The sequence below is a fragment of the Iocasia fonsfrigidae genome (assembly GCF_017751145.1).
In the GTDB taxonomy this organism is placed as follows: Bacteria; Bacillota; Halanaerobiia; order Halanaerobiales; family DTU029; genus Iocasia; species Iocasia fonsfrigidae.
Window position 1 is genome coordinate 824,044 of sequence record NZ_CP046640.1, and the last position, 13,955, is coordinate 837,998.

General features: G+C 36.2%; 12 protein-coding genes. 11 read left to right on the forward strand and 1 reads right to left on the reverse strand.

Annotated elements, in window-relative coordinates:
• The first annotated feature begins 217 nt into the window (after positions 1–217).
• The 11 genes from GM661_RS04055 (at position 218) to GM661_RS04105 (ending at position 13,308) form a co-directional block, all read left to right on the forward strand.
• Positions 218–1,255, forward strand: coding sequence for a TRAP transporter substrate-binding protein (locus GM661_RS04055; protein ID WP_230868853.1), 1,038 nt, complete (start codon positions 218–220; stop codon positions 1,253–1,255).
• Positions 1,248–1,748 (forward strand): TRAP transporter small permease, encoded by a 501-nt coding sequence (locus tag GM661_RS04060; RefSeq protein WP_230868854.1) that lies wholly within the window; start codon positions 1,248–1,250, stop codon positions 1,746–1,748. The genes GM661_RS04055 and GM661_RS04060 overlap by 8 nt, the downstream gene beginning before the upstream one ends.
• Before the next feature lie 5 nt (positions 1,749–1,753).
• Positions 1,754–3,028, forward strand: a complete 1,275-nt coding sequence (locus GM661_RS04065) for a TRAP transporter large permease (RefSeq protein ID WP_230869762.1) — start codon at positions 1,754–1,756, stop codon at positions 3,026–3,028.
• A gap of 20 nt (positions 3,029–3,048) precedes the next feature.
• Complete coding sequence (locus tag GM661_RS04070; protein WP_230868855.1) at positions 3,049–3,816, forward strand: M15 family metallopeptidase; 768 nt, start codon at positions 3,049–3,051, stop codon at positions 3,814–3,816.
• Between the two features lie 195 nt (positions 3,817–4,011).
• Positions 4,012–5,127: an alanine dehydrogenase gene (ald, locus tag GM661_RS04075; RefSeq protein WP_230868856.1), complete on the forward strand. Its 1,116-nt coding sequence runs from the start codon at positions 4,012–4,014 to the stop codon at positions 5,125–5,127.
• Positions 5,128–5,327: 200 nt separating this feature from the next.
• Positions 5,328–5,552 carry a hypothetical protein gene (locus GM661_RS04080; RefSeq protein WP_230868857.1) on the forward strand — a complete coding sequence of 75 codons (225 nt, stop codon included), beginning with the start codon at positions 5,328–5,330 and terminating at the stop codon, positions 5,550–5,552.
• Between the two features lie 399 nt (positions 5,553–5,951).
• Positions 5,952–6,383, forward strand: a complete 432-nt coding sequence (locus tag GM661_RS04085) for a MarR family winged helix-turn-helix transcriptional regulator (RefSeq protein WP_230868858.1) — start codon at positions 5,952–5,954, stop codon at positions 6,381–6,383.
• Between the two features lie 420 nt (positions 6,384–6,803).
• Positions 6,804–7,391: a TetR/AcrR family transcriptional regulator gene (locus tag GM661_RS04090; RefSeq protein ID WP_230868859.1), complete on the forward strand. Its 588-nt coding sequence runs from the start codon at positions 6,804–6,806 to the stop codon at positions 7,389–7,391.
• Complete coding sequence (locus tag GM661_RS04095; RefSeq protein WP_230868860.1) at positions 7,388–8,710, forward strand: TolC family protein; 1,323 nt, start codon at positions 7,388–7,390, stop codon at positions 8,708–8,710. Before GM661_RS04090 ends, GM661_RS04095 begins: the two co-directional genes overlap by 4 nt.
• On the forward strand, positions 8,711–10,231 hold the full coding sequence (locus tag GM661_RS04100; protein WP_230868861.1) for an efflux RND transporter periplasmic adaptor subunit: 1,521 nt from the start codon (positions 8,711–8,713) through the stop codon (positions 10,229–10,231).
• Positions 10,228–13,308, forward strand: a complete 3,081-nt coding sequence (locus tag GM661_RS04105; protein WP_230868862.1) for an efflux RND transporter permease subunit — start codon at positions 10,228–10,230, stop codon at positions 13,306–13,308. The genes GM661_RS04100 and GM661_RS04105 overlap by 4 nt, the downstream gene beginning before the upstream one ends.
• A gap of 159 nt (positions 13,309–13,467) precedes the next feature.
• Here the strand turns inward: GM661_RS04105 and GM661_RS04110 are convergent, their stop codons facing one another.
• Entirely contained in the window at positions 13,468–13,812 is a 345-nt protein-coding gene (locus tag GM661_RS04110; RefSeq protein WP_230868863.1) for a MarR family winged helix-turn-helix transcriptional regulator, read from the reverse strand.
• Between the last annotated feature and the right edge of the window lie 143 nt (positions 13,813–13,955).

Consider the following 13,955-nt stretch of genomic DNA (forward strand, 5'->3'; position numbering starts at 1 on the left):
AATAAAACTAATTTAAGTGAATTATATTTGTTTCTCTACATAAATCAGCAATATACTCAATAATAATATAAGATGTAATATTTGCTTGAGGGCTATCGATGTGTTAAAGTTATAATTAACATATAAGTTACATAAACATTACATAAAAATGTGTATATTAACTTATTCATGTTATAATCACCTATTTTTATTAATAAAAAAGTAAGGAGGCAGTTAAATGAGCAAAAAATGTGTAAAGTTAATGTCAGTGTTATTGCTTGTTTTGGTTTTTAGTGGAATGGTAACAGCAGCGGGGGTGAAAGATATTAAAATGTCATATAATGGACCAGCCAATCTGGAGACAAATCCAGTACACGCCTTTGCTATTAAGTTTAAAGAGATCGTTGAGTCAGGTACTAATGGTGGTATTTCTATCACACTCTATTCTGATAGTCAATTAGGTAATGAACAGCAAAGAATGGAACAGACTATGAACGGGCCTATGATTAATATTGCATCAAATGCTGGTATAGTTTCTGTTTATCCAGAAATTTATGCAGCCACACTCCCTTTTATGTTTAATAGCTATGAGGCTGCTCATATTTTCTTTGATAGTAGTGAGTATTGGGAAAAAACCCAAAAGGAATTCCAAGAAAAAACGGGTGTTATTTTATTAGAAGCAGTAGAAGAGGGTGGTTTTCTGGCCTTTACCAATTCTAAAAGAAAAATCAAATCCCCGGCTGATTTTAAAGGCATGAAGTTCAGGGCTATGGATGCAGGCCAGGTAGCCTTATATGAGTCCTTTGGGGCCAGTGGTATACCGATAGACTGGTCAGAAGTATATATAGCTTTACAGCTTGGTGTGGCAGATGGCCAGATGAATCCTCCCACTTATATTATATCTGGTAGTCTTTATGAGGTACAGGATTATATGACTATGGCTAATATTCAGTATTCCTGTCAGTGGTTAACTATTAATGGTGCCTGGTTTAATTCACTTAGCAAAAATGAACAAGATCTTATTAAAGAGGCAGCTGTAGAAGCCAATGCCATTAACCGTATAGCTGTAGAATCAGAGGTTGCCAGTAGAGTTAAATTTATTGCAGACCATGGAGTAGAGGTATATCAACCTAGCAGGGAAGAATTGGCAGTTTTTCAAGAAATAGGGCAACCAGCTTATTCAGCGTGGATTGAAGAAAAGATAGATAAAGAATGGATCGAGTTGGCGATAGAAAGTGCGCGTCAGGCTAATCAGGAGGCTGTAGGTGATGAATAAGCCTTTCCCAAAGTCCTGTTCCCGTTTTTCTGAAATTATAGAGCGTCTCAGCACCTATTTATCTGGGGCGCTTTTTATACTAAATCTTGTAGTAATAATTGCTAATGTTTTTAGCCGTTATTTCTTTAATATATCTCCGATTTGGACGGCAGAGCTGGCCCGTTTTACCTTGATATGGGCAGTAATGATTGGTATGAATAGTGCTCTATATCATGGAGAACATGTGAGTATTACCTTTCTTAATAAGATTTTAGCCAAAGGTTCTGCCAGAATAATAAACTGGCTGGTACAGTTTGTTACTATCTTTCTTATGTTCTTTATGGTCTACTATGGGTTTAGATATGCTATAAATTCATGGAAGTTTAAAACCTTAGGATTACAAATATCCAAAGGTATACCTTTATTAGCAATTCCTATTGGTGCACTTTTGTTTTTGTTGCAATATATATTTCTACAGTTTTCCTTGTCTGGTAAAAAGGAGGGAAAGAATTGACTATTGTGATGTTTGCCTGTTTTTTGATTTTAATGTTTATAGGTGTGCCGATCTTCCTTTCTTTATTAAGCACAGCATTTATCGGTTTTTTATATCTAGGGGACTGGTCATTGTTTCGTATTATGATTCAACAATTCTTTGGTGGAATGAATGTGGTGACCCTAATGGCTATACCCTTTTTTATTTTGACTGGTAACTTAATGAATAAGACTGGTATAACAGATAGATTACTTAATTTTAGTAGGGTATTAGTAGGACATTTGCGAGGTGGCTTAGGTCATGTGAATGTGGTTGCCAGTATTATTTTTGCCGGTATAAGTGGTTCAGCGGCTGCCGATTCTTCAGCTTTAGGTTCTATCTTGATACCGGCTATGGTTAAGGAAGGTTATCCGCGTTCATATTCGGCAGGTCTTACTGCTGGGAGTTCCTTGATTGGTCCTATTATACCACCCAGTATCTTTATGGTACTCTATGGGACAATGACCAATGTGTCAATTGGAGGCCTTTTTGTAGCAGGTGTGGTACCAGGGATTATGTTAGGGGCGGCTTTTATTATTATGAATTACTATTACTCTAAAAAATACGATTATCCTGTATCTAATGAAAAAGCAGGTTTAGCTGAAATTGTTAGAGTTGGTTTGCAGTCTTTAGTAGCGCTTATTGCCCCCTTGATCATTATCGGAGGAATAGTACTGGGGGTAGTCACCCCTACAGAAGCCGGTGCAATAGCTGTACTATATACTATAATTGTTGGTTTTTTTGTAACCAGACAATTAAAAATGGAAGCCTTTTTCTCTGCTATTTTTGAGACAGTCCGTAGTACAAGTGTGGTATTTGTGATCATGGGGAGTGCTTCTATTATTAGCTGGTTGTTAAAGTGGGAACAGGTGCCCCAAAAATTTGCTGGTTTTCTTATTGCTATGACTGATAACAGTACAGTTTTGTTGTTTGTCTTAAGTTTTATAATATTTTTAATCGGAATGTTTATGGAAGAGGTTGCAGCTCTGACTTTGTTGACTCCAATTATTGCCCCTGTTGCTACTGCCATGGGCATTGATCCCTTTCATTTTGGTGTTGTTATGACTTTGAATATAACTATTGCCTTGATTACCCCGCCAATGGGTGCTTGTGTATATATTGTTTCAGCTGTCGGTAATGTGGAATTAGAGACATTATTTAAGAAGATATGGCCTTTTGTTGCCTTTGCTATGCTTACTGTTTCATTGATTATATTATTCCCAGCTATAACTTTGTTTTTGCCTAGATTATTTGGGTATTAGTCTATATTAAGGGTGTTATTATGAAGAATTTAAATAAATCACATTATAAATTAAAAATAGATTTAGAAAAACCAGATTGGAAAAAAGTAAAAGAAATAAAGATAATTGATAATAAAGAGATGTTGTTTTCTATAAGTGATAAATCAAATAGGATTATAGTTAAGCCGCAGTATTTTAGGCAGGGTTTAGAGTATTCTTTGCCGGAATGTTATTGTAGAGGAGGGGTTTTGCTGAGATTGAAAAAGGCTGCAGACTTATTACCAGCAGGATATAAACTGGTTATCTTTGATGCCTGGAGACCGACTGAAGTACAGCTGACTCTTTTTGATAGATATAAGGAAAAATTGCTAAGAAAACATCCCGATAAATCTGAAAAAGCCATAAATAAACTTACCGAACAATTTGTTGCTATACCTTCAGATAATGCAAAACATCCTTCTCCACATATTACTGGTGGAGCGGTAGATCTTACTATAGCAAATGCTCAGGGGATTTTTCTTGATATGGGAACAGAATTTGATGAAAACACTAAAAAGTCTGTTACAAATTTTTTGGAAAAGAGGCTTGCCAAGAAAGGAAAACTCAGTCCCAAAGAAGAGGATATTCTTTATAATCGGCGCTTGCTTTATAATATAATGAAGGCAGCTGGTTTTAGTAATTATTATTATGAATGGTGGCATTATGATTATGGCAATCAATTATGGGCTTTTTATAATAAGACACAGGCCTTTTATGGGAAATGTGTATTTAAATTAAATTCCCATTTTGCTTTTGATGTAATGGATTAAGACAAAACTGATGTTTTAAATGTTTTTTTAAACAAAGTGTGTGTTCGAAAAGAATTGTTTTAGGTGATTATATTTCCCAGAACGAAGTTAAGGTGCTACCGTTGAGTGAAGGGATATATAATCACCGGGGTATAAGCAGTGGCTTTTCTAACAGACTCTTAAAGATAAATTAAAATAATTTAAGGAGATGGTATTATGATTATTGGCATACCAAAGGAGATTAAGAATAATGAAAACAGGGTGGCTATTACACCAGCAGGTGTGAAAATCCTGACTGATTCTGGTCATAAGGTATTAGTTGAAAAGAAGGCAGGTCTGGGCAGTGGTATTGTAGATGAACAGTATAGTAAAGCAGGGGCAGATATTATAGAACAGGCTGCTGATTTGTTTGCTGAAGCAGAGATGATTATCAAGGTTAAAGAGCCTTTGGAAAGTGAGTATGATTATTTTACTCCAGGACAGATTCTATTTACTTATTTACACCTGGCAGCAGATGAAAAACTTACCAGGGCCCTGATGGAAAAAGAGGTGGTTTCTATTGCCTATGAAACCATACAATTAGCTGATGGTTCTCTACCTTTATTAATTCCTATGAGTGAAGTGGCAGGTCGTTTAGCTATCCAGGCAGGGGCCAGTTTTCTGGAAAAACCCCATGGTGGAAAAGGTGTCCTCCTGGGAGGAGTCCCAGGTGTAAAACCAGGGAGGGTTGTAATTATTGGTGGAGGTACAGTAGGTATTAATTCTGCTAAAATGGCAGTAGGCCTGGGGGCCGATGTGACAATCCTGGATGTAAGTGCTGAGCAGATGAGATACCTTGATGATATCTTCCAGGGTAGGGTAAAAACTATTATGTCTAACCCATACCATATTATAGAAGAAATAAAAGATGCCGACTTAGTTGTTGGTGCGGTTTTAATCCCTGGAGCAAAGGCACCTTACCTGCTTACAGAAGAAATGTTACAGGAAATGCAGCCTGGTTCAGTTTTGGTAGATGTGGCTATTGATCAGGGGGGGTGTATTGAGACCAGTCATCCCACTACACATGATGACCCTGTCTTTGTTAAAGATGGTATAATTCACTACTCAGTGGCCAATATGCCGGGGGCAGTTGCCAGGACTTCAACATATGCCCTGACTAATGTCACCTTACCATATGCCCTTGAACTGGCAGATAAAGGTTATCAGCAGGCCTTAAAGGATAATAAATCTTTAGCTAAAGGCTTAAATGTATGTGCTGGTAAAATTACCTATCAGGCTGTGGCTGAGGCCTTTGCTATAGAGTATGTTGATTATCAAGCTGTAATATTATAAATTTGATGAATTAACTTTTCCCAGAATTCCGGTTATTTAAATGACTGGAATTCTCTTTCTAATTCTTTGATTTTTTTCTTATTAGACTATTTAGACTTTGGCATTGTGTTATATTTATAATATAAAATCGATAATTGAATTAAAATCAGGGTAGCGAGCGACGCTGATATGTGCTAAAATTAATAAAGGGGTTGATGCTTGTGAACGAGTTAGAAAAAAAGATTGATATATTTTTAGAGGGTTTCGGTAATTTTAAAATTGATATTGATCAAAGACTATCTAATATTGAGAATGACATCAGCAAAATTAAGGAAGACATAAGGGAGATAAAGGATGATAATAAAAGAATCAACAACATAGCTAACCTAGCGTTAAACCATGCAGCGCAAAACAGATTGGATATAGCCGATTTGAAAAATTTATAGTATGAATCTTTAGCCCCTGGATCTGATCCGGGGGTTTTTCTTCGCTTTATTATTTTGACATCCTCCCCGTCTGTTTGTAAAACTTATGAACAGAGGTAGAAATATCATCACCTAAATTAAAAATAATGAAGATAGGGTAGCAATTACACCGGCAGGTGTAGAAAGTATAATTTTAAATTATTAGAATAATTCTAAACTTGACAAAAAATGTGAGAGTATGTTATTATATATAATACGATATTCATATAATATGAATATCGTATTATATATTTTTCGAGCTAGAGCAAACTATAAAGTTGTGGTCTGAACTTTTATATTTGTATAATATTGAATTTTTAAAGGTGAATTTTTGGGTATTTTCATGTGTTTAGTACATTTTAAACAACTGGGGTGTTAAAGATGGGTATTGACGAAAAAGCTAGAGAGGTTGATGAGACTTTTTTCAAGATTATCTTAAATGAATTCTACCAACTTTCAGTTCTGGATGAAAATTTAAAGATAAGAGAACTACTGATCATTAAATATTTAGGAAAATATAATTCGGTAATCATGTCTGAGTTAACTTCTGTTTTTGCTACCCCTCCCACAACTATGACTAGTATTGTTAATAGACTGGTAGATAAAGGTTATGTTAAGAGGAGGCGAAGGGATGATGACCGGAGAATAGTTGAAATATTACTTTCCCAAAAGGGACAGAAATTTTATGATAATCACAAAAAAAAGGGTCGTGATAGGCTCATAAAATTGCTATCTATTTTATCTGAAAGAGAACAGGAAATATTTCTTGATCTGGCTGTTAAAATGAGTAATAATTATAAAATTGATAAATAACTGTTAATCCCTTGACAAAAGAGAGGAATTATGTTAAATTATTAATGCTAAAATTGAATTATTCATATTTCGCATACACCAAACAGTCTTACACCTGTAAAAAGTCCAATTTTTTTTAAATTAATAATACGAAAATCGCATTTAACTAAAATTGAATAACACGAAATTTAAAATATATTCTTATGATTCAAAAATTTTGAAAGCATTGAGAAAGTGGATTTAAGATTTTAATTAAAATTTTGAAGGAGGGGATAAAGTTGTCATAGGAATAATTTAAAGACTACATATATTAAACCAAACATTAAAGTAATTATTTTAATTGGTGAATTAAAAACAACAAAGAGACGATAATCTGAGATTTTATTAAAGGATTTATCTATACTTTAAATAGACTGACTGCTTAGTCGGGAGGGGGAGTTAGTGGCTGAAAGCACCAAAGGAAGGATTTTAAAGGCAGCAGTTTACATGTTTTCTGTCTATAATTATTATACTACTTCAATGGCAATGATTGCAGAAAAGGCAGGTGTCAGCAAGGGTACACTTTACTGGCATTTTGCAAGTAAGGAGGAACTATTTAGAGAACTGCTGGTAAAAGCAGCTGATTATTTTATTAAAGTTTTTAAAACAACTGCTCAAAAAAGTGATATATCTGCTGTTGAGAAACTATATGAGCTAATAAAGTTGATTGTTGAGGCACCAGAAAAAAAATATAGAATAAAAAGTATTTTGAGTAAGAATGCCCAATTTATAAGTCAAAAATCTAAAGAGAAGCTCTTGGAAAAACGAGAAGAAATAATAGAGGTTTTGGCAGGTATAGTTAAACAGGGTATTAAAGAAAAAGCAATTCAAGACGGAGATCCACATCAACTAGCAATTGCTGTACTGGCTGTTATCTTTAACCCTCATGGAAGTTGGCTAATTGACGAGTTAAGAGATAAGGAAGAACAAGCTAACTTTATTTTTGGGTTTATTATGAATGGTATATCTACGAAAGGAGAATTAAAATGAAGCAAAAAATAATAGTGGTGACATTATTAGTACTAATAATGCTATCTGCACTACCTGTTTTTGCTGCTGAAGACTTGAGTCTAGAAAAGGCAGTTAAAAAGGCAGTTCTGCAAAATAGGCAACTGGAAAATGCCCGCTATGAGATTAGTAGTGCAGAAAAGGATATAGATTTGACAATTAGGTCATATTATCCAACAGTTGATTTAAAGACTTCCTTTACAAAGTTGGATGAAGGGCAAAGCACAATAAATCCTAAAGCTATAATTGCTGGAGACGATTCATCTTTAATTATGGAAACACCTGATGAAAATTATAGTACTTCATTGACTTTAACTCAACCAATCTGGTTGGGAGGAAAAGTGAGTTTAAATAAGAAAATAGCTACCTATGCTTTAGAGATTACTAAGGCCAATTATGAACAACAGGAAGAAGAAACTATCTTTAATGTTATTCAGGCCTATTATGGTGTTTTACAGGCAGAAGGAATGGTAGATATCAGAAAAGAAGCCCTGGATATAATAAATGACCATTTAAATCTGGTTCAGAAAAATTTAAAGGCAGGTCTGGTTATTAAACAGGACCTCCTGCAGACCAAGATTGAAAAACATAAAGCTGAAGAGGAGTTAACGGCAGCGGAAAATGACCTGACGATTGCCCATAAAAGAATGGTCCAACTGCTGGCAGAGAGAAAAGAATATAATCTTACTCAACCAGAAAATGTTCCAGCAGGAGAGCTGCAGGAAAATAAGTTGTTTTCAACTGCTTTAGAAAACAGGAGTGAACTACTTGCTATGGAGTTAAATAAGAAATTAATAGAGACAAGGAAAGAGCTTAATGCTAATCCTTATCGTCCCCAGATCAGTCTTAAAGGTTCTTATGAGTGGGAAGATGATGAATTTTTAGGAGATGATGGTTGGTCAGTGACTTTAGGAGGTAGTATTCCTTTATATGATGCTGGTAAAGCTGGTATTGAAGGGGAAAAAGAAGACTTGGCTTTAGAAAAAAATCAAAATTCCCAGAAGGAACTAATTGAATCAATTAGAATTGATATTAAGGATTCTGTGTTATCTGTAGAACAGGCCCATGAAATGATGGAATTAGAGAAGTTATCACTGGAAAATGCCTCTGAAAATCTGGCCTTGGCCAATAAAAGCTATATAGCTGGTGTAGGTACTAATACAGGTGTTACTGATGCCCAGGCAAACTACAGACAGGCTCAGATATCCCTGCTGCAGGCAGAATATAGTTATGAGATAGAACTATTTAGAACACTCTATAGGACTGGTCAATTAAGTGAATATTTTAAGGAAGTGATATAAATGCAGAAGCAATTACATACAATTACACTCTTAGTTTTAATGTTAGTTTTTACTACAGTTGCTGTGATGGCTGCTGCTTCAGTTGAAGTTACTGAAGTTGAACAGGGTAATATTAAAATTATAGAAACAGTTACTGGAACAGTAAAAGCAGATAAAAATGTTAATGTCCCTGCGGAGATAGGTGGGGTTGCCAAGCAGGTCAAAGTAGAAATTGGTGATCAAGTGGCAAAAGGAGAGGTATTGATTGTGCTGAACCAGGAAAAACTCCTGGTTCAGCAGAAACAGGCCGAGGCTGCCCTGGAGAGTGCAAGGGCTAATTATGATCAGCTTAAAAATGGTGCTACTCAGGAAGAACTGGATAGAGCAGAAGCCTCTTATCAGCAGGCCAAAAGTACCCTTGAAAATGCAAAAACTAATTTAAAGTTAGTAGAAGAGTTATATAATGATAAAACCTCACTTGAACAACAGTTGACTTCTGCTGAAAGTCAGATGGCAAATGCTGAACAGCAGTTAGCAAGTGCCAGGCAAAGCCTTAACCAGGCTCAGGTTAATTTTAACCAGGCTAAAAAAGATTATGAAAGAATGGAGTATCTATTTTCTGAAAGTGTAGTAACCGAAAAAGACTATGATGCAGCAGAAAGCCAGTATAAAAATGCTGAGTCAGCTTTAAATACTGCTAAAATCACTGTTGAACAGGCTGAAATAAGCTATCAGGCAGCCAAGAGGAGTTATCAGTTGACTAAAGATACCTATGATAATCCAACCCAATTGAAGCAGCAGCTGGAAAATGCCCGCAGTCAGGTAAAAAATGCTGAGGCTGGACTTGACTCAGCCAAAGCCAATCTGGCTGAGGTTAAGAGGGGAGCCAGGGAAGAACAGTTGAGGGCTGCCCTGGCCCAGGTTAGACAGGCCGAAGCTAATTTAGAGCAGGTCAAATTAAATCTGGCAGACACTACAATTACCAGTCCTATTAGTGGGGTTATTTCTGCTGTGAATATTGAAGAGGGAGAATTAGTTTCAGCAGGTCAGTCAGTGGTAAATGTGGTCAACCTGAATCATGTCTATGTTCAACTAGATGTTACAGCTTCAACAGTAGCCAGACTAGTCAAAGGGGAGCAGGTCAAGGTAGATGTTGAGACCATGAATGATAGTTTAAGTGGAGAGATTAGTAATATTAGTCCTGCTGCTGATCCCCAGACCAAAAATTACCTGGTCAAAGTTAAATTGGCTAATCCGGCTTTAAAGATAAAGGCGGGTATGTTTGCTGATGTAGCACTCATTAAAGGTTCAGCCCAGAATGCAGTTATAGTACCGATTGAAGCGGTTCTGGATTTAGATTCGGCCCATCCCTATCTCTATCTTCTTAAGGATAATAAAGCTGTTAAACAGAAAATAGAAATAGGGATTACTAATAGTGATGAAGTAGAAGTTAGCTCTGGAGTAGATGTCGGGGACCAGGTGATAATTAAAGGTCAAAATAGAATTGATTCTGGAGTAGAGGTTAAGGTGATCAATAGATGAAGCTATCAGATTTCTCAATTCGACGCAGTGTGACAACTACAATGTTGATTCTTTTGGTGATTATCTTTGGGTTTGTCTCTCTTTCCAGATTGAATATTGATCTTTTCCCAGATATAGTATTTCCCGGAGCAGTAATTATGACCAGTTATACCGGTGTTGGTTCAGAAGAAATAGAAAATCTAATTACGGAACCTATTGAAAGTTCTATTTCGACGGTGGAAGGAGTCAAATCGATTGATTCTACTTCTGCTATGGGGCAGTCATCTGTGATGGTTGAATTTGAGTGGGGTAGAGATATGGATTTTGCTGTTCAGGATTTGAGAGAACAGATTGATTTAATTAGCAGTTCTGTTCTGCCTGATGATGCCGATGAATCACTTATTTTCAAATTTGACCCTTCTATGTTCCCGATTATGCTCTATGGTGTTGGTAGTCAAGAAATGGAACTGGCCGATTTAAAACAGGAAATAGAAGATGTCATTCAACCCCGTTTAGAGAGATTACCTGGTGTAGCCCAGGTCAATTTGCGTGGTGGACGGGACCGAGAAATAATTATTTCTCTGAAGAGGGATCGTTTAAATCATTATGGAGTAGATTTTGATACTGTTAATGGTATTTTAGCTCGGGAAAATGTTAATGTTTCGGCTGGTGAAATTGTCAGAGGCAATAAGAATTTACTGCTTAGAACAATGGGTAAATTTAAAACCCTGGATGATATTAGAAAGATCAATATTCCGGTTGCTAATGGTGGGCTGGTAAAATTATCTGACCTGGGTCAAGTAAAAGATGGTTTTGAAGATGTTGAGACTATTGCCCGGACCAATCAGGCCAGGAGCATGGGTTTGCTTATCCAGAAACAGACTGATGCCAATACAGTTGAAGTATGTAACACTATTCGTGAGGAAATGGAAGAGATCGAGCAGGAATATGATGGTCAATTAAATATTGCCTTGTCAATGGACCAAGCTGAGTTTATTCAGAAATCAATTAATAATGTTGCTCAAAATGCGGTGATTGGTGGTCTGCTGGCTGTCATAATTCTGCTGCTTTTCTTACGTAATATCCGTAGTACGATTGTTATTTCAACTGCGATTCCGATTTCTGTTATTGGTACTTTTGTGATGATGTATTTTGCCAATTTGAATCTAAATGTTATTTCCCTTGGTGGTCTAGCTCTGGGGGTAGGGATGCTAGTTGATAATGCCATTGTTGTTCTGGAAAATATTTATCGCTATCGCAGTTTAGGTAAAAGTAAAATGGAAGCAGCCCACAAGGGGAGTACAGAGGTGGGGATGGCTATTGTGGCTTCAACCCTTACTACTTTAGCGGTTTTTTTGCCAATTTTATTTACAGAAGGACTGGCGGCGAGATTATTTAGAGACCTGGCTTTTACAGTTGGTTTTTCTTTAACAGCTTCTCTCTTAGTGGCTTTAACCTGGATACCTATGCTTTCTTCTAAAATCTTAAAGGTAAAGGCAAAAGAGCTGGCTGGGCAGCAACAGGATAGTCGGGTTGGCAAAATTTACCGCAGCTTATTAAGTTCTGCTTTAAAACATAGGTGGGTTATTGTAGCAATTTTAATTGTTGCTTTGGTAGCTAGTTTGGCTTTGGTTCCCCTGATTGGGTTTGAATTTATGCCCTCATCTGACCGTGGTTCTTTCACCATTAACTATGATTTACCTGTGGGAACAACACTCTCTGAGTCAGATAAGGTAGCTAAAAAAGTTGAGTCTGTTTTAAAAGAAATTCCAGAGGTAGATAATATTTTTACCAATGTTGGTGCTGAAGATATGATGAGTACTTCCGGCAGTAGTCATACAGGCTCAATAAATGTTAGCTTAGTAGATTCTGACCAAAGAGAGTGTTCTACCCAGGAGGTTATAGAAGAATTGAGGGGTAAGTTGGAAATCCCTGATGTAAAATTAATTTTCAGTGTTCAAAGTGGTATGAGTTCTGGAAAACCTGTTAGTATTAAGTTAAAGGGTGATGATTTAGATGTACTTAGGGAATATAGTACTCTGGCAGCAGCAGAAATGGAGAAGATTGAGGGTTTAAGGGAAATAGAGGATAGTTTTCAGGAAGGGAGACCTGAACTACAAATAGCAATAGACCGTTCCCTGGCCAGTCAATTTAATCTTAATGCCAGTCAGGTAGCCAATACACTTAGAACAGCTGTTGATGGTGATGTAACAACAGAATATGAAGTTGCTGGAGATGAATATGATATCAGGGTTAAGCTAGCTGAAAGTGACATAGATTCTATTACTAAACTTGCTAATTTGAATATTATTACTAGCAATGGAACCCAGGTCCCACTGCAGCGCTTTGCTAAACTGAATACTGCCCAAGGTCCAAATGAAATATTACGTAGTGATGAACAGAGATATGCAGAAATAACAGCTGATCTCTATAATACAGATTTAGGCTCTGTCATGGAAGAGATTAGAGAGAGGTTAAATAATAATATTACTCTGCCTGATGGCTATGAATTTAGTTTTGAAGGTGAATATGAGGATATGCAGGAATCATTTGGGTCATTAGGAATGGCTATGATCCTTGCTATACTATTGGTCTATATGGTTATGGCCTCCCAGTTTGAATCCTTGATTCACCCCTTTGTGATTATGTTTACCATTCCACTGGCCCTAATAGGTGTTTTATTTGGACTTTATATCAGTAAGAGTATCCTGTCAGTAGCTTCTTTAATTGGGGTAATTACCCTGGTTGGAATTGTAGTTAATAATGGGATTGTACTAGTTGATTATATCAATACACTAAGAGCTAGTGGACAAACGAAAATTGAGGCTATTATTGAAGCAGGGGTTACCAGAATTAGACCGATCATGATGACAGCCCTGACGACAATACTGGGGATGCTGCCACTTGCCTTAGGAATTGGTGATGGTGCGGAATTTTCCCAGCCGATGGGGATCGTTATTGTGAGTGGACTTAGTTTTGCAACCCTCTTAACCCTATTTATAGTTCCGATATTTTATTCACTAATGACAGACCTTGCAAATATAGTTATGACCAAAGTTAAGGGAAGGAATAGTTCAGAGTCGGCAGAAAACATTTAAATAACTGAAATCAAAAATGCTTCTGAATCATTAATGATTCAGAAGCATTTTTAAATAAGACACTTAAATATTAAATATGAAAGGGATTTAAGCTATACTGGGCTTGGTTTTCATATTCTAACAATATATATAATTTGGGGAATATTATGTTAATTCTGTTTATTTTAGCTGATTTTTAAAATTAATTAAAACTTTTTCCATTAAAGATATTAAATCCTGCTGTTCTTCTTTTGAAAGTATTTTCAGGACGGTCATTTTAGATTCGAGTAATAGATTGTATTGCTGTTCATAGATTTCTCTTCCCTTAGGGGATAAACTAACTTTTACTATTCGTCTGTCTTTTTTGGAGCGAAATCGTGTCAGGTATTCTTTGTTAACCAGCCTGTCCACTATACTGGTCATGGTTGTTGCTGGAATGGAAAAGACATCAGCCAGTTCAGACATAGTTGCACTATCATTTTTTATTCCCAGGATTTGAATAGTGAATAATTCCTTGATATTCAAGTTGGAAACCTCTGAGAATAGATGTTGTTGCTGCCATTGACATTTGAATAAATCGAATAAAATTTTGTCTAATTTTTTAGCTCTCTCTCTAATGCTCATTGTTTAAAATTCCTTTCTGCCCTTGATTTAGTAGTATTATTATA